Here is a 23,922-nt window from a genome sequence, read left to right on the forward strand (position 1 = left end):
CCTCGACGCCCGATGACGCGGCGGCGGGTCCGATGGGTGGCGGCAGGGTGGGAATGCCCGGTGCTGAAGTTGTCAGGCTACGGGCGAGCTATTCTTGCTCGAACCGTCGCCGGAAGCGGTCTTCCATGCGTTCGGAGAAGCCACCGGACTTGCGCTGGCGTCCACGTCCGCCGGAGCCGCCGCTCGAGGAGGCGTCGCCGCCGCCGGACCGGTCGTTCTTGGCGACGTTCTTGGAGGTGCCCAGTAGCAGGAGCACGCCAGCACCGAACATGACGATGAACCCGATCAGGCTGATGATCGGGAAGCCGCCGGGCTTCACGGGCGCTGCGATTCCCGCGACGAGGAGAAAGAGGCCGAGGACGAACAACGCCGCGGCCTGGAGTCTGCGACGACTCGAGGTCGAACGAAGCCGTCCGCCGCGGACGGACGAGGCGAATTTGGGATCCTCAGCATAGAGAGCGCTCTCGATCTGTTCGAGCATGCGCTGCTCGTGCTCGGAGAGTGGCACGGTACCTCCCCCGGCACTAGGACGTGGCTGTCGCCTCCGGGTAGGCGACAGATAGCCGACCTTGGCGGCTATCTGACACCAATGATACGAGTTCGATCAGGGCCAGACCACCTTATGGGCGCAGTCGGACGGAGTCCGTCTTCAGCCCGCGCATGGCCGGAGCGAAGGCGCAGGTACGCCTGCTCGACGATAACTTAAGCGGTCATGCCGCCGGTCCAGCCCGGCGCGGGTCGCAGCCGAGCCGACGCCGAGAGGAGATCTTCCACGTCATGGAGGAATGCGCCTACCCGGGAAGCGAACTCGTCGGCCTCGTGATCGTCGACATTCCGATCCAGGCCCGCCTCCAGCGCGGCCCGGATCTCCGAGCGCGCGCTGAAGTAGTCGGCCCACATCACGAACTCGGGCGCGGCGCGCTGCAGGAGCACCCACGCGTTGCGCGAGCGCGCCCGGGGTGCCGCATCGGCGCCCGTGAGCGCGAGCACCGCGCCCGCACCGCGCAGTGCGGCCAGGTAGGCGGTGCGGAACCGCTCCCGCGGATCGCGCTCCCCCGCCGCTTGCATGAGCAAACCGTCCGCCCGCTCCAGCAGTTTGCCGGCCCGGCCGGGCTGCCCCGGGTGTTCCACTCGACCAGACATCGCCGTCCCTCCACTTCGCGTACCCGGGTCCGCGCTCGCACTGGAGACGGCGTGCCACACCACATTCCAGCACCGCCCGGACCGAACAGGTATTCGAACGTTTGAATTGAGCTTGAATATAGAGACGCCCACCGACAAACTTCCGCGTCCGCGCGACCGACGAGAGCCATGACCGCCGTCAAGCCCAATCACACTCCCGCACCCGCCGTCGTCGACCTCTCGGTGGCGGCGCTGCGCTCCCGGCTGCACGACGCGCTGGCGGTCTACGTCGCGGCGATGGACTATCCGCGCGGCACCGAGCACCACCGCGCGCCGATGTGGACCGAGCACACCACCCGGCCCGGCTGGCAGGCCGTCGCCGCGGTGGTGCCCGACGACTCGGGCCGGATCGATCTGCGCAGCGCGCCCATCGTGGCGATCGCCTACGGCTACCGCGGCGCCGCCCACCAGTGGTGGCACCAGCAGGTGCACAGCGGAATGCGGCGCTCGGGCTGGCCGGAACACTCCACGCGCGAACTGCTCTCGGACTATTTCGAGCTGACCGAACTGCATGTGCATCCCACCGCACAGGGCCGCGGCATCGGCGCCACGCTGCTGGAACGGTTGCTGCGCGACCGGACCGAGCGCGCCGTGCTGCTGTCGACCCCCGAGGTCGACGGCGAGGACAACCGCGCCTGGCGGCTGTACCGCAGGGAAGGATTCACCGACGTGGTCCGCAACTTCGTGTTCGCCGGCGACAACCGGCCCTTCGCGATCCTCGGCCGGCGGCTGCCGCTATGAGGGTGACGTGTCGGTAATCGTCGTCGGCTCAGGGCACAATGCCTTGGTCGCCGCGTGCTACCTGGCCCGCGCCGGGCACGCGGTCGACGTGCTGGAACGCGACCACGTGCTCGGCGGCGCGGTGTCGACGATCGAGCGGTTCCCCGGCCATCGGGTCGATCGCGGCTCGTCGGCGCACATCATGATCCGCCACACCGGCATCATCGAGGAGCTGGAGCTCGACCGCTTCGGGCTGTGCTATATCGACTGCGACCCATGGGGATTCACACCCGCGCGGGCAGGCCGCCCGGCCATCGTGTTCCACCGCGACCTGGACGCGACGTGCGCGTCGATCGCGGCGGCCTGCGGCCAGCGGGACGCGGCGTCGTATCGCCGGTTCGTCCAGGTGTGGGGGCCGCGCAGCGCCCGCGTGATGCGTGCCTTCGGTGGCGGGCCGACGCCGGGCAGGCTGGTGCGGTCGTTCTGGGGGCTGGACGCGAAAGGCGGCGGGAGCGCGCTGTCGCGGGAGTTCCTGCAATCCGGAGACGCGTTGCTGGACACCTTCTTCGAGGACGAACGGCTGAAAGCGTCGCTGGCCTGGTTCGGCGCGCAATCCGGTCCGCCGATGTCGGAGCCGGGCACGGCGCCGATGGTCGGCTTCGCCGCGCTCCTGCACACGCTGCCGCCGGGCCGCGCCGTTGGCGGCAGCGGCGCACTGACCGAGGCCCTGGTCGCGCGGCTGCGATCCGACGGCGGGGTGGTGCACGCGAACGACGCGGTGACCGCCCTGCGGCGCGCAGGCGACGGCTGGCGGGTACGCACCGGGTCGGGCCGAGAACTGCGCGCCGCCATCGTGATCGCGGGCACCCACGTGCTCACCACGCTGGATCTGCTGCGCGACGGCGGATTCGACGCCGCACAGCTGGACGACTGGCGGCGGCGCATCCGGGTCGGTCCCGGTATCGGGATGGTGGTGCGGGTCGCCGCCGGGGCGCTGCCGCGCTACCCGGGTAGCCCGATCGAGGAGTCCGCTCGCGGCCTGCAATTCCTGGTGTCCGATCGAGCGCACCTGCGCCGCGCGCATGGCGCGGCGCTGGCCGGGGAGCTGCCGCCGCGGCCGGTGGTGCTGGCGATGAGCTTCACCGCGCTGGACCCGACCATCGCGCCGCCGGGCGAGCACCAGCTGTCGCTGTGGGCGCAGTGGCATCCGTACCGGCTGGCGGACGGCCGCGACTGGGCCGCGCTCGCGAAGCGGGAGGGCGACCGGATCATCGCCGAAGTCGATTCCTACGCACCCGGTTTCGCCGACTCGGTGCTGCGCAGGCACGTGCAGACGCCGGTGGACCTGGAGCGCGAACTCGGGCTCGTGGGCGGCAACGTCATGCACGTGGAGATGTCGCTGGACCAGATGATGCTGTGGCGTCCGCTGCCGGAACTGTCCCGGCAGCGGGTGCCCGGCGCGCCGGGACTGTATCTGACCGGCGCGTCCACTCATCCCGGTGGCGGCGTCTCCGGGGCGAGCGGCCGCACGGCCGCCCAGCTCGCCCTGCGCGACCTGCGGCGGCACCGGCGTCCGCGGTGGTTCGGGCGATGACCGGCTCGGGGGACTCGCCGCGCCACGCCCCAGCGACGCGCGAGCACCCCCGCACCATCGGTGCCGACGTCCGCGGTGGTTCGGCGATGACGTACCCGGATGACCCACCGCACGCAGCGACAGGCCAGACGGAACCTACACGCGACCCCACACCATCGGTACCGACGTCCGCGGTGGTTCGGGATGCGCACCCGGACGACCCACCGCACGCAGCGGCAGGCCGGACCGGACCGGCACGCGAACACCCTGCACAAACCGCCGGGCATCCCGCGCCCTGGTTCCGCTCCGTGCGATTTCTCCTACCGGTGTTCCTCGTCGCGCTGACGGTTGTCGCGCAGATCGGTTATCCGCTCACCGTGGGCGGTGCGCGCGACCGGATCACCATCGTGGTCGTGCTGCTATCCGCCGGTGCCGCGCTGGCACATGCGACCGCGACCAGGGGAATCCGCTATGCCCTCGGCTTTCTGACGCTCGTCTCCGGCATCGGGCTGCTGGCCGAGGTGATCGGCACGGCGACGGGCGTGCCATTCGGCTGCTACGCCTATGCGGCCGATCGGCTCGGTCCCGCGCTGCTGGACGTGCCGTTGATGGTCGCGCTGGCCTGGACCGGCGGGATGTATCCGGTATGGGTGGTGGCCGGAATGGTGTCGCGGCGCACGTCGTCGCGGATCGCGCTGACCGCGATCGGCGCGGTGGGCTGGGACCTGTTCCTGGATCCGCAGATGGTCGCCGACGGGCAGTGGACCTGGTGCGACACCGACTCCGGCCTGCCCGGGCTGACGCAGATTCCGTACACGAACTATCTGGGTTGGTTCGCTGTAGCGCTCGTGATGGCGGGATTGCTGGCGGTCTGGGAACACGCGGCGCCCGATCCCGTCCTTGCGCCGCCGGCGAGCGCGCTCGCCGTGCCGGTCGCGCTGTTCCTGTGGACCTGGCTGGGGTCGGCGCTGGCCCATGCCACGTTCCTCGGCCTGCCGTCGTCCGCGGGTTACGGCCTGGTCGGGATGGGTGTGCTCGGCGTGCCCTTGCTGGCCGTCTCGGCTCGCGCGCGGCGCTGACCGGACCCGGCCCGCTCGCCGCCGCAGATAGATCCCCGGACCTCAGGGCCGCCGAGCGAGCCTGCCATGTTTTTCACCTCTGTGCCCTACAGGCGCGGCCGCCTGGCCCGAACGGCGGGCATGCAGAACGCCGGGCCGGACCGGAGCACGGCTTGCGGCGACGCACGGCCGCCATCGGGCCGCTGTCCGGCCGACGCGCGCCGCGACTGGCGCGTTTCATTCCGGACGGATGGCCTGGCACGATGTCACCCGTGCAGCCGAGTCCCGTCACCACGATGCCCGATGCCCCGGATCGCCCGCAGCGCGGCCGTCCACGCCGCGGCGTGCGGGTCGCGGCGGCCGTCCTGCTGGCGGCGTTGCTGGTCCCGGTGCTCGCGAGTTGCCTGCGGGTGCAGGTGTCGATGGGCCTGTCGTCCAACGACCGGGTGTCCGGCCGGATCGTCGCCGCCGTGGTGCCCACCGGCTCCGACGACAAGGGTCCGCAGCTGAAGGCGCCCGAGTCGCTCGCCGCGAAGGTGCGGGTGGAGCCGTACGCGCAAGACGGATACTCGGGCAGCCAGGTGTTCTTCGAAGACTTGTCGTTCGGCGAGGTGCAGCAGCTGGGGCAGCTGTCCGAGCAGACGCAGGGCATGTTCCAGTTGCAGTTCCAGCGCACCGGCGACCTGGTCAGCCTGACCGGCCGGGTCGACCTGAAATCCGTGCCGCCGCACGGCTCCGACGTGCAGTTCACCATCGCGTTCCCGGCCCGGGTCGCGAAGACCAACGGCAGCCGCGAGGGCGACAACGTCGTCTCCTGGAAGCTGCCGCCCGGCGACGTCTCCACGCTGCGGGCCGAGGTCAGTTATGCCGACCCGAACACCCGCTCGTTCGCGGGCTGGGCCGGCATCGTCGGCGGCATCACCCTCGCGGTGGCCGCCATCATCGCCGCCCTGGCGTACCTGGACCGCAACCCCGCCCCGCCCGGCGCGCCGGAAGTCGGGTTCTCCCTGAGCCGCTGGTGGCGCTCGGTAACGCAGAATCGCTGAGCGGACGGCCGGTGCGCCGGGATAGCGTGGCGCCCATGGTGAGTGCCGATAGGCCGAAAACGTTGCGCGCGAACTCCGTCCTGCCCACCTGTGCCACGGCGCTTGCGGTGCTTGGCGCCGGCGTCGCGCTATACAACCGGTGCACCCTGCCGCGGCTGGCGAACACGCCGACGACGGTGATCGAACCGGTCACCGTCTGCGTTCCGGCGCGCGACGAGGCCGACCGGCTACCCGATCTGATCGCCGATCTGCGTGCCCAGCTGGGGGTTCCGCGGATGGCGGTGCGCATCCTCGACGACGGCTCCACCGACGACACCTCCGCCGCCGCACGCGCGGCGATCGATGGCGATCCCCGATTCACCTTGCTGCGCATCGAGTCCGACCCCGACCCCGGCTGGACCGGCAAGGCGGCGGCCTGCGTCCGGCTGGCCGAGGGTGTGGCGACGCCGGTGCTGATCTTCCTGGACGCCGATGTGCGCTTGGCGCCAACGGCTCTCGCGGCGGCGGTGGGGGTTCTGCGCAGAGGTGGCGTCGCATTGGTCTCGCCGTGGCCGTACCAGCTGGCCGGGTCGGCGGCCGAGGCGGTGGTGCAGCCCCTGCTGTGCTGGTCGTGGGCCTCGACGCTGCCGGTCAACGCCGCCGATCGGAGCCTGCGCCCGTCCACGGCGGTGGCATGCGGCCAATTCCTCGTGTTCGACAGCGCCGCGTACCGCGCGGTGGGCGGCCACGCCGCGGTGGCCGGGAGCATCACCGAGGATCTCGAGATCGCACGCACGCTGCGCCGGGCCGGTCACTTCACGACGTTGGCTGCGGCGGGTCCGCTCGCGCGAACCAGGATGTACCGCGGCGCGCGCGAACTGGACGCGGGCTACACCCGCTGGCTCTGGTCGGCCTACGACGGCACGATAACGGGTGGCGCCGCAGTGGGAGCGCTTGCCGCCCTTGCCTATTGGCTGCCGCCCGCCGCCGCCGTGCTCGGCAGCGGCCCGGTCCGGCGGAGCGGCCAGCTCGGCTATCTCGCCGCCGTCGCGGGTCGGCTGCTGGCCCGCTCGACGGAAACCGGTGGACCGCCCCGGTACCCGGATGTCCTCGCCGCCCTGGCACACCCGCTGTCGGTGGGCGCGTACCTGCTGCTCTGGGCGCGTTCGCACCGTGCCCGCCACCGGGGCACGGTGCGCTGGAAAGGTCGCCTTCTGGTATAGCGGTCACGACTGCGCCTCGCTGACGCTCGGCCCCGTCGTCCGCGAATACGCGCCGCATTGTCGGTTCACTCGCTGACGCTCACTCACGACCGTGCCCCGGCGACCGGCACGGTCAGGACGAGGGTTGCTGGCCGAACCTCATGGCACGGTGGTGATTCCGACTGTCGGCAGGAAGTGGCAGGACTTCGTGCCGTTCTGGACCGTGCCGAACACCGCGGCGAGCACGGTGCCACGGCCGGTGTCCACCGGGACCGCGCGCACGCCGCCCATTGGAAGCGACGCGAAGAGGAAGTCCCGGATCGCCCGCTCCGCGGCGGGCCGCAGCTCCGGCGGAACGGCGGCGGGGATCATCGCGCGGGCGACCTCCGACAGCGGCCCCATGGTGGCCGTGCCGCTGCGCCCGGTATTCAGGTTGACCCAGGCGACCTGCATGCCCGCGGTGTTCGAACCGTCCGGCCCGAGCCCGTAGGGCACGAAGGTGAACATGGCATGCCCCGCCTTGACGGCGTTGAGGTCGAGGCCGGGGATCTGCACGGTGTTCTTCGGCCACGGGCCCGGAATGGAGCCTGCCACCGCGGGCGCGAGGCCGAGGGTCGTGTTGTCGAGGCACAACGCCGCCGCGGCCGGATACAGGAACGGCTCGATGCCGAGCGTGCGCAGCGCGTTGACCGCGGAGTTGTAGATGCCCCAAAGGTCACCGGGCGCGGCGGTCTGCGTGGTGTGGTCGGAGAATGCGGGAGCCGGGACGTCCGGGGCCGCGAGCGCGGCGCCCGGTCCCGCGAGCGCGATGGCGACCGAGCCGGTCGCGATAGCGGACAACATGGTCATACGGCGAACCATGATCACGAAACCTCCTCATCGGCGGAACGATCGAGGGGCACAGTACTCTGGCAAACGCACTCAACAGCCGATATTGCGGACAGCAATTTCGGAGCAGTCCAGTTTGCCCGGATCGACGGCGCCGACTCGACCCGACGGGCAAGCCGTATGCCGCACCGGGCCGCCGCTGTTCGGCGCCACGCACCCGTCGGCGATGACGCGACGCCAACCGCGCAGGATCGATCCGGCAGCGCACGCCTGGCTACTACAAATATCCGATGAATCCGGGCGCGACAAGATCTCCGCTCACGGTGATTACTTCTCTTGTCCAGGGATTCGCTTGCTGGGCATCATCATTCGGCTCGACCCCGACATCGGCTGACAGGGGACGGCACCAACCATCCAGAGCGACCGAGAGACCTGGCTCGTCGACGTCGCAGCACCCCCCGGTCACCGAGTTTGGGAGCGACCGCATGAAGTTCCTGCTGTTCACCCTCGTCACCCGGGTGCCGGAACCGCGGACCGGCCGCCTGCCCGGTACCCGCGAGCGCCTGCGTGATGTCGTCGGCCAGGCGCGGCTGGCCGAGGAACTCGGCTACGACGGGTTCGCCGTCGGCGAGCGGCACGAGGATCCGTTCCTGTCCGCCGCGCCGCCGGTGCTGCTGGCCCATCTGGCCGCCGTGACCGCGCGGATCACGCTGTTCACCGCGGTGACCACGCTGAACCTGCTCGACCCGGTGCGTGCCTTCGAGGACTACTCGACGCTGGACAACCTCTCCGGCGGCCGGCTGGAGCTGATCATCGGCAAGGGCAACGGCGCCGCGCAGGCACAGCTGTTCCACGTCACCCCCGACGACCAGTGGGATCGCAATCGCGAAGGCTACGAGCTGCTGCGGGCACTGTGGGCCGGCGACAGCGTCACCTGGTCCGGTCGGTTTCGTCCGCCGCTGCGCGAGGCCACGGCGCTGCCGCGGCCGTTGCAGCCGAAGATCCGGATCTGGCACGGCAGCGCGACCAGCCGCGATTCGGTGGAACTGGCTGCGCGCCACGGCGATCCGCTGTTCTCGGCGAACGTCACCAATCCGATCGAGCCCTACGCCGAGCTGGTGCGCCACTACCGGGAGCGCTGGGCGTTCTACGGCAACGACCCGGCCGACGCGCTCGTCGGAGCGGGCACCGCGGGCTTCCAGGTGGCCCGCACCTCGCAGGAGGCGCGGACGGCCTTCGCGCCGATCTTCGAGGCACGACTGGCCTTGGCGCGCAAGCTCGGGCTGCCCGTCGTGTTCGAGACCCTGGACGACTTCGTGACGCGCAGCTCGGCGTTGATCGGCAGTCCCGAGCAGGTGATCGACAAGGTCGGCCGCCAGCATGAGCGGCTCGGCCACGAGGTGATCCATCTGTCCGCCGAACGCGACGGGCGCCCCGAACAGCAGTACCTGGACGGCCTGGAGCTGTTCCAGACCGAGGTGGCGCCCGAACTGCGCCGCCGCATTCCCAGCCGGCCGTTGGCGACCGGCATCGCCGACGCCGATCCCGAATCGGGCGAGGAGCTCGTCCGCACCGAAGTATCTGGAGTTGCCCCGTGATCCGATCCCGTCACCGAATCCTCGCGCTGGCAGGCGCGCTCGCCGCGACCACCACGGTGGCCGCCTGCGGCAGTGATTCGGCCGCGCCCGGCGGCGACGCGGGCCCGCCCCAGCCCGGCGGCACCATGCGCTACGGCCTGTCCCAGGCGCCGACCTGCTCGGACCCGGCGCAGGCGGGTACCAACCAGACCATCTACGTGGCCCGGCAGATCGTCGATTCGCTCACCGACCAGGATCCGGCCACCGGCGAGCCGAAGCCGTGGCTGGCACAGCGCTGGGAGGTGGGCCCGGACGCGAAGGTGTTCACCTTCCACTTGACCGACGGCGTCACATTCAGTGACGGCACGCCGCTCACCGCGGACTCGGTGCGCAATACGTTCGACTCGATCGTGCAGCTGGGTTCCGGCAAAGCACCGCTGGGCAGCAGCTATCTCACCAACTATGTCGCCACCACCGCCGTCGACCGGCTCACCGCGCGGGTGGAGTTCAGCAAGCCCAACGCGCAGTTCCTGCAGGCGTCCTCGACCACCCAGCTCGGCATCCTGGCCGACGTGACCACGGCCAGGCCCGCCGAGCAGCGCTGCCTCGGCGACAACGTCGGCAGCGGTCCGTTCACCTATACGTCCTACCGCCAGGACGCGGCGGTGACGCTGGCCAAGCGCACCGGCTACGACTGGGGATCGGCGGTGTTCGCGCACCGTGGTGAGGCCTACCTCGACAAGATCGAGTTCACCGTGGTGCCGGAGTCCGGCGTGCGCACCGGCAGTCTCGCCTCCGGCCAGCTGGACGCGATCAGCGACGCGCTGCCACAGGACGCGCCACAGATCGAAGCCGGGGGCGGACGGGTATTCAGCACCGCCAATCCCGGGGTGCCGTTCGGATTCCAGCCCAACGTCACTCGCGGACCGCTGCGCGATCCGGCGGTGCCCCAGGCGCTGCTGCCCGCCATCGACCGCAAGCAACTGGTGGACACCGTGCTCGGCCCGCAGTTCAAGCCCGCGACCAGCACGCTGGCCGGCAACACGCCCGGCTACACCGATCTCTCGGCACGCCTGGCCTACGATCCCGCCAAGGCACGCGGCATCCTCGACCAAGCGGGATGGGCCCCCGGCGCGGACGGCATCCGGGCGAAGAACGGTGAACGCCTGTCGTTCTCGGTGCTCTTCAGTCAAGTCTTCGCGGGCAACCAGGCGATCATCGAGCTGGTGCAGCAGCAACTGCGGCAAGTCGGGGTCGAGCTGAAGCTGGATCTGGTATCGGCCGCGGAGACCACGGCCCGGCAGAACGCCAAGAACTTCGACACCGCCTATTACAACAGCACCCGCGCCGACGGCGACATCCTGCGCACCTCGTTCGCGGTCGACGGCCGCACCCTCAATGCCCGCGAGCCGATTCCCGCGCTGGACGACGCGCTGACCGGGCAACTGAGCACCGTGGACACGGCGCCGCGCAACGCGCTGATCCGCATCGCACAACAGCAGATACTCGACGCGGGCTTGTGGATCCCTACCGTCGAGCTGTCCCAGGCGATCGGGGCCGGGGCGAACACACACGATCTGAAGTTCGAAGCCTCGGCGCGGCTGCAGTTCTTCGACACCTGGCTGAGCGGGCGGTAGCCATGGCGCGCTATCTGGTCCTGCGGGCGCTGCAGGCGATCTGGGTGCTGTGGGCGGCGTTCACGCTGTCGTTCGTGGTGTTGTACCTGCTGCCCGCCGACCCGGTCTCGATCGCGGCCGACGGTGGCGGCGCCGGCACGCCGGTGGACAAGGCCGCCATCGCCGAGCTGCAGGCCCGCTACGGGGGGTGGATCGGCCGCTGTTGGACCAGTATCTGGGCGCGCTCGAGCACGCCGTCCGCGGCGATCTCGGGCACTCCATCGCCACGGGGCAGCCCGTCACCGACGCGATCGGCGACGCGCTGCCCGCTACCCTCGCACTGACCGGCGCGGCGTTGCTCTTCGCTGTCCTCGGCGGCGTCTCGGTCGCGTTCGCGGCCACCTGCACCCGCCGTCCGTGGCTGCGCAACGCCCTGGCCGCGCTGCCGTCGCTCGGGGTGTCGGTACCGACCTTCTGGACCGGACTGCTACTGCTGCAACTGTTCTCGTTCCATTGGCGGCTGGCGCCCGCGTTCGGCGGGCACGGCTTCGCCGGCACGGTGCTGCCCGCGCTCACCCTGGCCCTGCCGATCGGCGCGGTGATCGCGCAGGTGCTCACCGCCGGTCTGGAAACCACGTGGCGTCAGCCGTTCGTCGATGTGGCGCTGGCCAAGGGCGGTTCGCGCTGGTGGGTGCAGCGCACCCACGTGCTGCGCCCGGCCAGCGTGCCCGCGTTCACCATCGCGGGCGTCCTGATCGGCAACATGCTGGCCGGATCGGTGGTGGTGGAGACGGTCTTCGCCCGTCAGGGCGTCGGGCGGCTGACCCAGACCGCCGTGCTGGCCCAGGACATCCCGGTGGTGCAGGGCATCGTGCTGCTCACCTCGGTGGTGTTCGTCAGCGTCAACCTCGCCGTGGATCTGATCTATCCGCTGCTCGACCCCCGCCTCGCGGCGCGGTCGCGCCGCGGCGTCGATCTCGAGTCCGAGCCCACCGCCGTCGACGCCGCCGACGCCGCCGAGGAGGCGATCATCCGTGCCTGACACTTGCCCGCCGGTCGTCCTCGCGGCACCGCGTGCCGAGGGGGTGACGACTCGTGGTTGACGTGACCGAGGAATGCCGCGGTGCGGTCCTGCCGGGCCTGCGGCGACCGGCCGTGAGCTGGAAGTGGTTGCGGGACAATGCCGGACTGCTGGTGGCGGGCGCCGTCGCGCTGCTCGCCATGGAGTGGGCGCTGGCACCGTCGGTCTTCGCGGGCGGCGATCCGCTGACCGGTGTCCCGGCGCGGAAGTTCCAGGCGCCCAGCGCCGAACACTGGTTCGGCACCGACAATCTCGGGCGCGACCTCTACACCCGGATGGTGCACGGCGCGGGGCTCTCGCTGACCGCCACCCTGGCCGCGGTCGGCATCGCGCTCGTCGCCGGGTCGGTTCTCGGCCTGCTGTCGGGTGCGATCGGCGGCGTGGCCGACGCGATCGTCATGCGGTCGGTCGACGTGCTGCTGTCCATCCCTTCGCTGCTGCTGTCGCTGGCACTGGTGACCGCGCTCGGCTTCGGCACCGGCAATGTGGCTGTGGCGGTGGGTATTTCGCTGGTGGCCAATTTCGCGCGCGTGATGCGTTCGGAGGTGCTGCGGGTGCGTCAGGCGGTCTATGTGGAGGCCGCCCACGCCGCGGGCGTCCGCTGGTACACGGCGCTGGCCGGGCATGTGCTGCCCAACGCCTACCAACCGGTCCTCGCGCTGGCCGCGGTCGAGTTCGGCATGGCCGTGCTGTCGGTGTCGGCGCTCAGCTTCCTCGGCTACGGCGCGAAACCACCGACACCCGAGTGGGGCACGCTGATCTCCGAAGGCCGTAACTATCTCGCGACCGCCTGGTGGATGACCACCCTGCCCGGCTTCGTCATCATCGCCGTCGTCCTCGCCGCTCAGCGCCTCGGACGCGCCATCGCGAAGGGGGAACACGCATGAACCCGGCGCCGCTGTTACGCGTCGAGGATCTGCGGGTGCGCTATCTCTCCGATTCGGGCTCGGTCACCGCGCTGGCGGGTGTCTCGCTCGGCGTGGCCCGCGGCGAGGTGGTTGCGCTGGTCGGCGAGTCCGGCTCCGGCAAGTCCACGCTCGCCCAAGCCGTGATCGGGCTACTCGGGACCAACGCCGAGATCACCGGTGGCACCATCACGTTCGACGGCTCGGTGGTCGACATCGGGTCCGAACGCGCGCTGCGGCGGCTGCGCGGAGCCCGGATCGGTTTCGTCCCGCAGGACCCGGGGTTGTCGCTGAACCCCATGCGGCGCGTCGGCGACCAAGTGGCCGAAGCGCTGCTGGTGCACGGCCTGGCCGACCGCAGATCAGCGCGGGCCCGAGCAATCGAGCTGCTGGCCGACGCCGGGCTGGACCGGCCGGAGCTGCGAGCGGCGCAGTACCCGCATGAGCTGTCCGGCGGACAGCGCCAACGGGTGCTGATCGCGGCCGCCCTGGCCTGCGCGCCGGACCTGGTCATCGCCGACGAGCCGACCAGCGCGCTGGACGCCACCGTCGCGCGCCGGGTACTGGACCGGCTCGCGGAGCAGATCGCGGCGCGCGGCACGGCGGTGCTGCTGATCACCCACGATCTGGCCGTGGCCGCCGAACGCGCGGACCGGCTCGTCGTGCTCAGCGGCGGCGAGGTGGTGGAGAGTGGGCCGACCACCGAGCTGCTCGCCGCGCCACCCGTACACCACGCGGCTGCTCGCCGCCTCGCCGAGCCTCGCTCCACCCGGCGCCTATCGCGCCGCCGAACCCCGGGCCGGCAAGCCGCTGCTGGTCCTGCGGGAGGTGCACAAGACATTCCGGGCACAGGGCGGCGATACGGTGACCGCGGTGGCCGGAGTCGGATTCGAGCTCGGCCGCGGTGAAACCCTGTCGCTGGTCGGGGAGTCCGGCTCGGGCAAGTCCACCACGGCGCGGATCGCGTTGCGGCTCATCGAACCCGACCGCGGCGAGGTCATCTTCGACGGCCAGGAGTTGTCGAGGCGCGCGGCGCGCGACTGCGTGCGCTGCGCAGGCGCTTCCAGGTGGTGTACCAGAACCCGTACGCCTCCTTGGACCCGCGCTGGCGGGTGGGCTCGATCGTCGAGGAACCTTTGCACGCTTTCGGCATCGGTGCTCGCTCGGCGCGCCGGGAACGGGTGGCCGAATTGCTCGAGCAGGTCGCGTTGCCTGCGGAGTTCGCGCAGCGCCGTCCCGCTGAACTGTCCGGCGGACAGCGCCAGCGCGTCGCCATCGCCCGGGCCCTGGCCCTGCATCCCGAGCTGCTCGTGCTCGACGAACCGGTCTCGGCGCTGGACGCGTCGGTGCAGGCCCAGATCCTCCAGCTGCTGGACCGCCTGCAGGGCGAGCTGTCGCTGAGCTACCTGTTCATCTCGCACGATCTGGCGGTGGTCCGCCGCATCAGCGATCACGTCGCGGTGCTGCGCAACGGCCGCGTCGTCGAAAGCGGCCGCACTGCCGACATATTCGACAATCCGCGGCACGAATACACGCGTGAGCTGCTGTCGGCCATTCCCGCACCCGTCGCGAAAAGCGCCTTCTGATGCCGCATCCGACCTACCGCCACAGCCGGGTGCTGATCCGGCACGAACACCGGGCGCCATGCCGCAGCCGACCCGGACCGGCCGCGCCCGCCACGACCACCCGTATCCGCACACCGGAGCCCACACCGGCCACGAGCCGAGCGCGTGGTGGCACCCACCGAAAGGATCGCCTTGATGGTGTATTCCGCCTTCTCCCACCGGAAAGCGGCCGACTCCGGGACCGAGCCGTGCCCTGGGCCCAACGTTCCAGCCGACCGGGTCGAGTCCGGTACCGGCCCGGCACGGTGGTGGCGCACCCACCTGCGCGCGCCGCGTGTCAACGAGACGCCCGTCGGTGAGCGCGTACACCCCACCGCGCCGCTGCGCGCCGAACGGAATCGCCGCGTCGGCCGGTTGACCCACCGGCGGCGCACCGAGCTGTGGCAGCAAGCGCTGTTCCTGGCTCCCCACGTGGCCGGTCCGGGCGTCCACCCGGCGCTGCACCGGCAGATCGACGCCGACGGCACGGCGTGATGGCGCGCAACGCAACCCGCCTGCGTGACCATCTCGGCCTGCGCAATCCCCACCACCACAGCACCGCCCCCGAAGGAGCGACAGCCTCATGACCACCAGCATCACCAGCGCTTTCGAGACCGAGTGGGCGCGCTGGCACGACGCGCGCGAGGACCAGTTGCGAGACCCGCTCGGCTTCCTCAGCCTGACCGCGCTGCACTGGCTCACCGACCGCCCCGAGCGGCGGCCGGACGTGCCGGGCACCTGGTGGGTCACCGACGACAAGGTGTTCATCACCGCGCAGCCCGCCGACCGGCTGGAGTACGACGGCGTCGGCGTCGCGGGCGTGCAGATCGTCACACCCGACGAAGGGGCGCCGGGACTGCGGGTGCGGCAGGAGAACCGGGTGCTCGAGGTGATCCGCCGCACCGGCCGCTACGCCGTCCGGGTGCACGATCCGGCCGCACCGGGCCTGTCGACCTTCGACGGGATCCCCGCATACGCGCCGGACCCGCGCTGGATCGTGCACGGCCGGTTCACGCCGTTCGACGAAGCGCAGACCGTGACCACCGGCGCGGTGGTGGACGGACTCGAACACCATCACACCGCGGCGGGCACCATCGAATTCCGCATCGGCGAGGTGACCGAACGGGTTGTCGCGTTCGGCGATCCGGCCCACCTGCGGGTGCTGTTCACCGACGCGACCAGCGGCGTCACGACCTACCCGGCAGCGCGCACGCTCGCGGGCGGCGTGCCGGACGCGGACGGCACGGTGGTGTTGGACTTCAACCGGGCGGCCAACCTCCCCTGCGCCTTCACCGATTTCGCGACCTGCCCGGTGGCGCCCGCGCAGAACCGGCTGCGCGTGGCCATCGAGGCGGGCGAACAGAATCCACGGCAGCGGCGGGCGGCGTGAGCGAACGAACCAGCAACACAGCGCGCACCGCGCATGACGGAGCCGAGCGCCGGCGAGACGCAGTCAGGAGCGGTCCGGACCGGAGGCGGCAGCGAAGCCGTCACCACGGAGGGCGCAGCTCACACCGGAAAGGAGACACAGCATGACCGTTCCACTATCGATCCTGGACCTCTCCCCGGTCAGCGCGGGCTCGACCCCGCAGCAGGCGTTGCGCAACACCATCGATCTGGCCCAGCACGCCGAACAGTGGGGCTACTACCGGTATTGGCTGGCCGAACACCACTTCGTGTCGGTGGCGAGCTCGTCGTCGATCACGCTCATCGGGTTGGTCGCGGCGGCGACGACGCGCATCCGGGTGGGTTCGGCGGCGGTACAGGCCGGCCACCACACGTCGGCGTCGATCGTGGAGGCGTTCGGCACGATCGACGCGCTGTACCCGGGCCGGCTCGACCTCGGGCTCGGACGCTCGGGTCATCGGCGCAGCCAGTTCGGTGCGGAAGCCGCGCGGCCCAAGGGCGGCAAACCCGTGGGTGATTCCGTGACCGGCCGCACCGAGATCCGCGATGGTGTCGTGGTTCCACCGCCGTTCGATCCGGGGCGCATCGTGGACCGGTCGAGGTTCATCGCCTCGCTGAGCGCGCTCCAGCAGCGCGGCGCGCAGCCACTGGACTTCGCCGAGCAGGTCGACGAGGTACGGGCGCGGCCCCCTACGCGGACCCGGCGACCATCGAGCCGCTCACCGCGGAACAGCGACGCCTGGTCGACGACCGCCTGGCCACCCAGTTCGTGGGCGCACCGGGCACCGTCGTGGAGCGGCTGGCCGCGCTGCAACAGCTCACCGGTGCCGATGAACTGCTGGTCACCAGCGTCACCCATCGGCACGCCGACCGGCTCGACTCACATCGGCTGCTCGCCGAGGCGTGGGGCTTGCGCGCCGCGCGCGCGGCCTGAGACCGCCGCCGGGCTCGACCGAACTGGAAGCGGTCCCGGCAACGCCGTTACCGGGAGCGCTTCGACTGCCACAGTGCGGGGCTACGGCTGATGTCGCGACTCAGGCGCTGATCGGTGCGACGGTGACGCCGTAGCCGAGGTTGGTGAGTACCTCGCTGGTCGCCTTGGCGAAGTTGAGCGTGATGAAGTGCAGGCAGGGGGCGCCCTCGTCGATCAGACGCTGGGCCATCTCGGTGGCGATCTCGATGCCCGCCGCGCGCACCGCGGCAGCGTTCTCCTCGGGGCCGTCACCTGCCGCCGTGCGCAGCCGGTCCATGACCGCGGCGGGCAGCGGCCTGCCACATAGTTCCTCGGCGCGCTTGACGGTGCGCAGCGAGGTGATCGGCATCAGCTCCGGGATGATCGGCTTGGCGGCCTCGATCGGATCGAACGCCGCGAGACGATCACGCAGGCGCAGGTAGTGCTCGACGTCGAAGAACATCTGGGTGATCGAATACTCCGCGCCCGCACGCAGTTTCGCGGCCAGGAACGCGGTGTCGGTCTCCAGGTCCGGCGAGCGGTGGTGGCCCTGCGGGAACGAGGCCACGCCGACGTGGAAATCGCCGAGTTCACGCACGATGCGCACCAGCTCCTCGGCGTAGGAGACGCCCGCGGGGTGCTTGTGCCACTCACCGAGCGGATCGCCCGGCGGGTCGCCGCGCAACACCAGGATGTTGCGGATGCCGGAGTCGGCGTAGGCGCCGACCAGCGAGCGCAGCTCGGCGACGCTGTGCTCCACCGCGGTCAGGTGCGCCACCGGCAGCAGCGTGGTCTCCTGCGCGAGCTGGCCGGTGACGCGCACGGTGCGGTCGCGGGTGGAACCGCCCGCGCCGTAGGTCATCGACACGAACGCCGGGTGCATGCACTCGAACTGCCGCACTGCGCGCCACAGCCGCGCCTCGGCCGGGGCGTCGCGGGGCGGATTGAACTCCACTGAGAACGGCACCGTGCGCCCTGTGTGGGCCCGCAGACTCTGGACGACCGAGGGTGTGGCAGAGACGTTCGGTTGCGTCCGGGACGGCCGGCCAGGGGTCGAGCTTCCCCGCACGTTGTCGAAAGTCACCGGTTCAGTGTAAAGGTGACCGGTGGCAGCGCCGTCGGGTCGCTCGGACGGCCCGCGTATTCTTCGGACCGAGGTGGCATGTTCGCCACGCCGGACGACACGCGCGACCGATCTCGCTCGGCCGCGAATCACCCGCAGCGCTCGGGCACCCCGCACGGAGTGCGTCCACCATCCGCACGACCTTGGAGGCTCCCCTGTCCGCCGGAATCGGTACCCAGACGCCGCAGACCGCCGTGCCGCGGCCGGGCACCCCCGCCTTCGTCACCGCCGTGGAAGATGCGCTGACCAGCTTCTTCGCCACCCGCCGCGACACCGTGGAGCGCCTTGGCCCGGTCTTCGTCGAGGCCGCGGACGCACTGGAGCAGTTCGTGCTGCGCGGCGGGAAACGCACCAGGCCCGCGTTCGCCTGGACCGGGTGGCTCGGCGCGGGCGGCGATCCGCATGGACCGCAGGCCGCCGCGGTGCTCACCGCCTGCTCGGCGCTGGAACTGGTCCAGGCCTGCGCGCTGATCCACGACGACATCATCGATTCCTCCCGCACCCGCCGCCGTTTCCCCACCGTGCACGTCGACTTCGAGCAGCGCCACCGCGACCGCGGCTGGACGGGCGACGCGGCCCACTTCGGCACCAGCGTGGCCATCCTGATCGGGGATCTGGCGCTGTCCTGGGCCGATGACATGGTGCACACGTCCGGTCTCCCGCCCGCGGCCATCGCCAGGTTCGCGCCGGTGTGGGCCGATATGCGCACCGAGGTGCTCGGCGGCCAACTGCTCGACATCAACGGTGAGGCGGGCGCCGACGAATCGGTGGAGGCCGCGCTGCGGATCAACCGGTACAAGACCGCCGCCTACACCGTCGAACGCCCGCTGCACCTGGGCGCGGCCATCGCCGAAGCCGAACCGAGGCTGATCGAGGCATATCGCACGTTCGGCACCGCCATCGGCATCGCCTTCCAGCTGCGCGACGACCTGCTCGGCGTGTTCGGCGACCCGGCGGTGACCGGCAAGCCCTCCGGTGACGACCTGCGCGAAGGAAAGCGCACCGTGCTGCTCGCCGAGGCGCTGCGCCGCGCCGACGCCAGCGACCCCGCCGCCGGCGCCCTGCTGCGCACCAGTATCGGCACCGATCTGAGCGCGGACGCGGTGCAACGGCTCCGCTCGCTGCTCGTCGAGCTCGGCGCGGTCGACGAGGTGGAACGCAGGATTACCGAACTCACCGACAACGGCTTGGCCGCCATCGAAGCCAGTTCGGCGACGCCCATGGCGAAGGAACGGCTGCGCGCGATGGCGCTGGCCGCGACCAAGCGCGCCGCGTGATCGCCCCGGAGCCTTCGACCACGCACGGCCCGGCGAGGAGGCGGACCAGGTGAGAACCGTTGCGGGACCGACCGATCGCGTGGTGGTCGTCGGCGCGGGCCTGGCCGGGTTGTCGGCCGCGCTGTACCTGACCGGCGCGGGCCACACGGTCACGCTGCTCGAGCGCGCCGACCACCCCGGCGGCCGGGTCGGGCGCTACCGGGGCGCGGACTACGACATCGATTCCGGCGCCACCGTGCTGACGCTGCCGGAGCTGATCACCGACGCGCTCGCCGCCGTCGGCCGCTCGCCGGAAACCTGCGTGCCCCCGCTGCGCATCCACCGGCTGGCGCCCGGCTATCACGCTCGGTTCGCCGACGGCGCCGAGATCAGGGTGTTCGCCGACGCGGACGCGATGGAAGCGGAGGTCGAGCAGACCTGTGGCCCCGCTGAGGCGCGCGGATACCGGCGCCTGCGTGACTGGCTGGCCCGCGTCTACGCGGCCGAGTTCACCGAGTTCATGGACACCAACTTCGACTCGCCGCTGGATATGGTGGGGCTCGCCGAAAAGCGCCGCGCGCTCGTCGAATTGGTGCGGCTCGGCGGCTTCGGGCGACTCGGGCCCCGGGTGCGCCGGTTCCTGCGCGATCCGCGCCTGGCCCGCCTGTTCACCTTCCAGGCCCTCTACGCGGGCATGCCGCCCGCCCAGGCGCTCGCCGTGTACGGCGCGATCCCGCATATGGACACCTCGTTGGGCGTCTACTTCCCCGAGGGCGGCATGCGCGCGATCGCGGTGGCGCTGGCGCAGGCGTTCACCGACGCGGGCGGCAGGCTGGAACTCGGCGCCGAGGTGACCGGGATCGACTACGCGGGCCGCAGGGCCCGCCGCGCCCGCACCGCCGACGGACGCTCGTTCGCCTGCGACGCGCTCGTGCTCACCGCCGACCTCGGGTCGCTCGACCGTTTCGGCGTGCGGCCCAGGCGCGGATTGCGTGCCTCACCCTCTGCGGTCGTCGCGCACGGCACCGTCCCCGCCGCGATCGCGGCGAGCTGGCCGGTGCAGGCACACCACACCATCGAGTTCGGGCATGCCTGGGACAGCACGTTCGCCGAGATCACCGCGCCCCGCGGCCGTGGCGAGTTGATGAGCGACCCCTCGCTGCTGCTGACCCGGCCCGCGCTCACCGACCCGAGCCTGTTCATCGACCGGCGCGACGGACGGTACGAACCGTTCTCCGTGCTCGCGCCGTGCCCGAATCTGGTGGCGGCGCCGCTGGACTGGCAACGGCTGGGGCCGGCCTACCTGCGCGAGCTGCTCACGGTTCTGGAAGCGCGCGGGTACCGCGGCATCGCCGAGCACTTCGCCGTCGATCGGCTCGACACGCCGCAAACATGGCTCGACGCCGGAATGCTGGCGGGCACACCATTCTCCGCGGCGCACCTTTTCCGGCAAACCGGTCCGTTTCGACCGAGCAATTTCCCCCGCTCCAGCGACAACGTGGTTATCGCGGGTTGCGGCACGACCCCTGGTGTCGGCGTGCCGACCGCGCTGCTTTCCGGAAAACTAGCGGCAACCCGCATTTCCGGACATATCCGGCGCGGGCCGCGTGGAACCCCGCGCACCAGCCGGATAGTGTTCGAGGCGACGCCGTAAACTAAGCGCCGACCTATTCGCTCGCGGTTGCGACCGCCGACCATTCGGGGGGACCGACACCAGATGGCATCCCCCGAAACGCGCACCGCAGAGGCCGCCTCTCCTGGCATCACCGACCTCGCATCACCCACCTCCGCACGTCGCGAATCGGCCGCCCCCCGTGGTTTCCTGTGGTGGATGCGCGCCTACGCCGACTTCGCCAGAAGCCCCGAGGGCCACGCCGCCCTGCTCGGCTTCTTCGGCGCCATCATGATCACCTTCGGCGGGTTCGGGGCGGGCAGCGTCCGCAAGCGCGACCCGCTGCTGGAGGCCATGCACCTGTCCTGGCTGCGGTTCGGGCACGGTTACGCGCTGTCCACCATCTGCATCTGGATCGGCGTGCTGCTGATGGTCACCGCCTGGGTCCGGCTCGGGCGCGCCACGATCGGCACCGGCGACCGGGTCGGCGCCGGGGTGACGCTGAACGAGCTACGGGCGATCGTCGGCATCTGGATCGCCCCGCTGCTGTTCGCCGTGCCGATGTTCAGCCGCGACGCCTACTCCTACCTGGCGCAGGGCGCACTGCTGCGCGACGGCTTCGACCCCTACCAGGTCGGCCCGGTCGCCAATCCCGGTGTGCTGCTGGACAACGTGAGCCCGGTCTGGACCACGACCACCGCACCCTACGGCCCGGTGTTCCTGCTGCTCGGACGCGCGATCACCGCCGTCACCGGCGACAACGTGGTGGCGGGCACCATCGCGATGCGATTGGTCATGCTGCCCGGCCTGGCGCTGATGATGTGGGCGGTGCCGTATCTGACCAAGCATCTCGGCGGCAAACCGACCGTCGCGTTGTGGCTGGCGGTGCTCAACCCGCTGGTGCTGATCCACCTCATCGGCGGCGTGCACAACGAGATGCTGATGGTCGGGCTGATGTGCGCGGGCATCGCGCTGGTGCTGGAGCGCCACCATGTGGCGGGCATCGTGGTGGTCGCGATCGGCGTGGCCATCAAGGCGACCGCGGGCGTGGCGCTGCCGTTCCTGGTGTGGATCTGGATGCTGCACGAACGCGAGCGCCGCGCGGCGCAGCGAGTCGGGCGCGACCCGGCGCACCTGCCCGCCAGCGAACAACCCGGCGACGCCGCCGAGCGCACCGACGACATGCCGCATCCCGCGCTGATGTTCGCGAAGATCGCCGGTCTCGGCCTCAGCGTGTTCGCGGTCGTGTTCGTCGCCGCCTCGGCCATCGCCGGTGTCGGCATCGGCTGGCTGACCGCGCTGTCCGGCTCGAAGAAGATCATCAACTGGCTTTCGCTGCCCACCGTGATGGCGCACGCCTTCACCTGGGTAACCCCGCTGCGGCTGGAGTCGGTGCTCGAGGTGACCCGCGCGATGTGCGCGCTGACTCTGGTCGCGGTGCTGGCCTGGACGTGGTGGCGGTTCCGGCACAGCGAGCGGGAGGCGGTGCTCGGCATCCTGATCGCGTTCGTCGCGATCGTCATCCTCTCGCCCGCCGCACTGCCCTGGTACTACTCGTGGCCGCTGGCGCTGGCCGCCGGGTTCGCGCTGTCCACCGCCACGCTGATGGCGCTGGTGGGCGTGTGTACCTGGCTCATGCTGGTCTTCCAGCCGGACGGTTCGATCGGCCTGTACAACTTCTGGCATGTCGCCGCCGCCACCTTCGCCGCCGTTGTGGCGGCCCTGTCGCTGCGTACCGTGGACCCGCTGCGCTTGCGCGCCAGCCCACCGAGCACCGCACGAACCAGCGTCACCGCCTCGCCCTCCGCTCCATGACCGACGATCACCTACCCGCTGACGCCCTGCTCGCACTCGCCTACCGGGAATGCCGACAGATCGCCGCCACCCACGGCCGCACCTATTTTCTGGCCACCCGGCTGCTGTCGGCGCAGCGACGGCCCGCGGTGCACGCGCTGTACGCGTTCGCGCGAATGGTGGACGACATCGTCGATCGCGCCGGTCAGCCAGGCGGAGCGGACGAAGGAGGAGCGCTTGGTGACGGACCGGCCGATGCGCTCGACCTGATCGAGCGGGAGCTGAGCGGCGCGCTCGAACCGGGCATGCCGCCGATCAATGATCCGACCTCGGTCCTGCGGACCCCGAACCCGGTAGCCACCCGCAGCTGGGGGGCCGGTGCGCGGCCACGCACGCTCATCCTGGCCGCCGTCACCGACACCATCCGGCGTTATGACATTGCCCCGCAGCACTTCTGGACGTTCCTGGATTCCATGCGGATGGATGTGCCCGGCACCCCGGGCTTCCGGAACCGGTACGCCACCATGGCCGAGCTACACGAGTACATGCGCGGCTCCGCGGCCGCGATCGGATTGCAGCTGCTCCCCGTCCTCGGCACGGTCGCCCCGGTAGCCGAGGCCGAACCGGCCGCGGCCGCGCTCGGCGAGGCGTTCCAGCTCACCAACTTCCTGCGCGATATCGGCGAGGACCTCGATCGCGACCGGGTCTACCTGCCCGCCGACGCGCTCACCGCGTTCGGCGTGGACGACGACCTGCTCTTCGAGTGCCGCCGCACCGGACGCACCGACCCGCGCGTCCGCCGCGCCCTGGCCCACCTCATCGCGGTCAACCGCGATCTCTACCGCCGCGCCGAACCCGGCATAGCCCTGCTCGAGCCGCGCGTCCGCCCCGCCATCAACACCGCGACCACCCTCTACGCCGACATCCTGCGCCACATCGAACGCGGCGATTACGCCGTCTTCGATCACCGCGCCGTCGTCCCCCGCCACCACCGCCTCCGCGTCGCCGCCACCGAATTCACCACCGCCACCCTCCGCGCCCGATTCGAGCGCTGACCGAAGAGCCCGCCCAAACGCAGGCACGGGTTCGTGGTGCCGATCAGCACCTACCTATCTACCTTCGGCCCCGCACCGCGACAACAGAACCACGTGCCGCTCATCTCACATCAAGCCCGGCCAGCCGTTGCGCGACCCCGGACGCTTGTTCCCCGCGCGACCACATCGGCCCAACCACCACTTTCGAGCGAAGCTTTCCAGGAGTGCTGCGCTCCGCCGTGGGTGAGGAAAATTCGCTGTGTGTGGCGGTCGGGTGCGTGGCTGCGGGTTGTGGTCGGTGGTTGTGGCGGGTGATGCTGGGTGGGTGTTTCGGTCGACCCCGATGTCTCGGTGTTGCCGGTGAGCCCGCAGC

At 71.0% G+C, this 23,922-nt stretch carries 18 protein-coding genes and 3 pseudogenes; 17 read left to right on the plus strand and 4 right to left on the minus strand.

Annotated elements, in window-relative coordinates; all coding sequences use genetic code 11:
- Window positions 1-88 precede the first annotated feature (88 nt).
- Window positions 89-508 (minus strand): DUF3040 domain-containing protein, encoded by a 420-nt coding sequence (locus tag AB0M45_RS30715; RefSeq protein ID WP_364336371.1) that lies wholly within the window; start codon window positions 506-508, stop codon window positions 89-91.
- Window positions 509-702: 194 nt separating this feature from the next.
- On the minus strand, window positions 703-1,143 hold the full coding sequence (locus AB0M45_RS30720; RefSeq protein WP_364336373.1) for an SAV_6107 family HEPN domain-containing protein: 441 nt from the start codon (window positions 1,141-1,143) through the stop codon (window positions 703-705).
- 168 nt (window positions 1,144-1,311) lie between these two features.
- Here AB0M45_RS30720 and AB0M45_RS30725 point away from each other — a divergent pair, with 168 nt between their 5' ends.
- The 5 genes from AB0M45_RS30725 to AB0M45_RS30745 all read left to right on the plus strand — a co-directional run bounded on the left by AB0M45_RS30725 (window position 1,312) and on the right by AB0M45_RS30745 (window position 6,781).
- Complete coding sequence (locus tag AB0M45_RS30725; protein ID WP_364336375.1) at window positions 1,312-1,923, plus strand: GNAT family N-acetyltransferase; 612 nt, start codon at window positions 1,312-1,314, stop codon at window positions 1,921-1,923.
- A 7-nt stretch (window positions 1,924-1,930) separates the two neighbouring features.
- Window positions 1,931-3,496 carry an NAD(P)/FAD-dependent oxidoreductase gene (locus AB0M45_RS30730; RefSeq protein WP_364336377.1) on the plus strand — a complete coding sequence of 522 codons (1,566 nt, stop codon included), beginning with the start codon at window positions 1,931-1,933 and terminating at the stop codon, window positions 3,494-3,496.
- A 287-nt stretch (window positions 3,497-3,783) separates the two neighbouring features.
- The gene (locus AB0M45_RS30735) at window positions 3,784-4,554 is read left to right on the plus strand and encodes a carotenoid biosynthesis protein (protein WP_364336379.1); all 771 of its coding nucleotides are present in this window, start codon (window positions 3,784-3,786) and stop codon (window positions 4,552-4,554) included.
- A 275-nt stretch (window positions 4,555-4,829) separates the two neighbouring features.
- Window positions 4,830-5,579, plus strand: a complete 750-nt coding sequence (locus AB0M45_RS30740; protein WP_364336407.1) for a DUF3153 domain-containing protein — start codon at window positions 4,830-4,832, stop codon at window positions 5,577-5,579.
- A 35-nt stretch (window positions 5,580-5,614) separates the two neighbouring features.
- A complete protein-coding gene (locus AB0M45_RS30745) occupies window positions 5,615-6,781 on the plus strand; it encodes a glycosyltransferase family 2 protein (protein ID WP_364336381.1) in 1,167 nt (388 codons plus the stop codon).
- A 138-nt stretch (window positions 6,782-6,919) separates the two neighbouring features.
- Here the strand turns inward: AB0M45_RS30745 and AB0M45_RS30750 are convergent, their stop codons facing one another.
- Window positions 6,920-7,609, minus strand: a complete 690-nt coding sequence (locus AB0M45_RS30750) for a hypothetical protein (protein WP_364336383.1) — start codon at window positions 7,607-7,609, stop codon at window positions 6,920-6,922.
- A 464-nt stretch (window positions 7,610-8,073) separates the two neighbouring features.
- Here AB0M45_RS30750 and AB0M45_RS30755 point away from each other — a divergent pair, with 464 nt between their 5' ends.
- From AB0M45_RS30755 to AB0M45_RS30790, 8 genes and pseudogenes are all read left to right on the plus strand, one after another.
- Complete coding sequence (locus AB0M45_RS30755) at window positions 8,074-9,186, plus strand: LLM class flavin-dependent oxidoreductase (RefSeq protein ID WP_364336385.1); 1,113 nt, start codon at window positions 8,074-8,076, stop codon at window positions 9,184-9,186.
- A 56-nt stretch (window positions 9,187-9,242) separates the two neighbouring features.
- Entirely contained in the window at window positions 9,243-10,802 is a 1,560-nt protein-coding gene (locus tag AB0M45_RS30760; protein WP_364336409.1) for an ABC transporter substrate-binding protein, read from the plus strand.
- A gap of 2 nt (window positions 10,803-10,804) precedes the next feature.
- Window positions 10,805-11,823, plus strand: a pseudogene (locus tag AB0M45_RS30765) (ABC transporter permease).
- Between the two features lie 89 nt (window positions 11,824-11,912).
- Window positions 11,913-12,749 carry an ABC transporter permease gene (locus AB0M45_RS30770; RefSeq protein ID WP_364336411.1) on the plus strand — a complete coding sequence of 279 codons (837 nt, stop codon included), beginning with the start codon at window positions 11,913-11,915 and terminating at the stop codon, window positions 12,747-12,749.
- Window positions 12,746-14,326, plus strand: a pseudogene (locus tag AB0M45_RS30775) (ABC transporter ATP-binding protein); the annotation flags it as partial. The gene AB0M45_RS30770 and the pseudogene AB0M45_RS30775, both read left to right, overlap by 4 nt.
- 201 nt (window positions 14,327-14,527) lie before the next feature.
- The gene (locus tag AB0M45_RS30780) at window positions 14,528-14,866 is read left to right on the plus strand and encodes a hypothetical protein (protein WP_364336387.1); all 339 of its coding nucleotides are present in this window, start codon (window positions 14,528-14,530) and stop codon (window positions 14,864-14,866) included.
- An 88-nt stretch (window positions 14,867-14,954) separates the two neighbouring features.
- Window positions 14,955-15,761, plus strand: a complete 807-nt coding sequence (locus AB0M45_RS30785; protein WP_364336389.1) for a DUF1684 domain-containing protein — start codon at window positions 14,955-14,957, stop codon at window positions 15,759-15,761.
- A 142-nt stretch (window positions 15,762-15,903) separates the two neighbouring features.
- Window positions 15,904-16,712: pseudogene (locus tag AB0M45_RS30790) on the plus strand (LLM class flavin-dependent oxidoreductase).
- A 100-nt stretch (window positions 16,713-16,812) separates the two neighbouring features.
- On the opposite strand, the gene AB0M45_RS30795 reads toward AB0M45_RS30790, so the two are convergent.
- A complete protein-coding gene (locus tag AB0M45_RS30795; protein WP_364336391.1) occupies window positions 16,813-17,814 on the minus strand; it encodes a methylenetetrahydrofolate reductase in 1,002 nt (333 codons plus the stop codon).
- A gap of 233 nt (window positions 17,815-18,047) precedes the next feature.
- Here AB0M45_RS30795 and AB0M45_RS30800 point away from each other — a divergent pair, with 233 nt between their 5' ends.
- The 4 genes from AB0M45_RS30800 (at window position 18,048) to AB0M45_RS30815 (ending at window position 23,570) form a co-directional block, all read left to right on the plus strand.
- A complete protein-coding gene (locus tag AB0M45_RS30800) occupies window positions 18,048-19,130 on the plus strand; it encodes a polyprenyl synthetase family protein (protein ID WP_364336413.1) in 1,083 nt (360 codons plus the stop codon).
- 49 nt (window positions 19,131-19,179) lie between these two features.
- Window positions 19,180-20,763 (plus strand): phytoene desaturase family protein, encoded by a 1,584-nt coding sequence (gene crtI, locus AB0M45_RS30805; RefSeq protein WP_364336393.1) that lies wholly within the window; start codon window positions 19,180-19,182, stop codon window positions 20,761-20,763.
- A 177-nt stretch (window positions 20,764-20,940) separates the two neighbouring features.
- The gene (locus AB0M45_RS30810; protein ID WP_364336415.1) at window positions 20,941-22,536 is read left to right on the plus strand and encodes an alpha-(1->6)-mannopyranosyltransferase A; all 1,596 of its coding nucleotides are present in this window, start codon (window positions 20,941-20,943) and stop codon (window positions 22,534-22,536) included.
- The gene (locus AB0M45_RS30815; protein WP_364336395.1) at window positions 22,533-23,570 is read left to right on the plus strand and encodes a phytoene/squalene synthase family protein; all 1,038 of its coding nucleotides are present in this window, start codon (window positions 22,533-22,535) and stop codon (window positions 23,568-23,570) included. The genes AB0M45_RS30810 and AB0M45_RS30815 overlap by 4 nt, the downstream gene beginning before the upstream one ends.
- Window positions 23,571-23,922 lie beyond the last annotated feature (352 nt).

It is taken from the genome of Nocardia sp. NPDC051787, from assembly GCF_040681325.1.
Taxonomy (GTDB): Bacteria; Actinomycetota; Actinomycetes; order Mycobacteriales; family Mycobacteriaceae; genus Nocardia.

Excerpts from the sequence above, each read along its gene's own strand:
- AB0M45_RS30720 (WP_364336373.1), bottom strand. The coding sequence starts at position 1,143 with ATGTCTGGTCGAGTGGAACACCCGGGGCAGCCCGGCCGGGCCGGCAAA.
- AB0M45_RS30725 (WP_364336375.1), top strand. The coding sequence starts at position 1,312 with ATGACCGCCGTCAAGCCCAATCACACTCCCGCACCCGCCGTCGTCGAC.
- AB0M45_RS30740 (WP_364336407.1), top strand. The coding sequence starts at position 4,830 with ATGCCCGATGCCCCGGATCGCCCGCAGCGCGGCCGTCCACGCCGCGGC.
- AB0M45_RS30745 (WP_364336381.1), top strand. The coding sequence starts at position 5,615 with ATGGTGAGTGCCGATAGGCCGAAAACGTTGCGCGCGAACTCCGTCCTG.
- AB0M45_RS30750 (WP_364336383.1), bottom strand. The coding sequence starts at position 7,609 with ATGACCATGTTGTCCGCTATCGCGACCGGCTCGGTCGCCATCGCGCTC.
- AB0M45_RS30755 (WP_364336385.1), top strand. The coding sequence starts at position 8,074 with ATGAAGTTCCTGCTGTTCACCCTCGTCACCCGGGTGCCGGAACCGCGG.
- AB0M45_RS30780 (WP_364336387.1), top strand. The coding sequence starts at position 14,528 with ATGGTGTATTCCGCCTTCTCCCACCGGAAAGCGGCCGACTCCGGGACC.
- AB0M45_RS30785 (WP_364336389.1), top strand. The coding sequence starts at position 14,955 with ATGACCACCAGCATCACCAGCGCTTTCGAGACCGAGTGGGCGCGCTGG.
- AB0M45_RS30810 (WP_364336415.1), top strand. The coding sequence starts at position 20,941 with ATGCGCGCCTACGCCGACTTCGCCAGAAGCCCCGAGGGCCACGCCGCC.
- AB0M45_RS30815 (WP_364336395.1), top strand. The coding sequence starts at position 22,533 with ATGACCGACGATCACCTACCCGCTGACGCCCTGCTCGCACTCGCCTAC.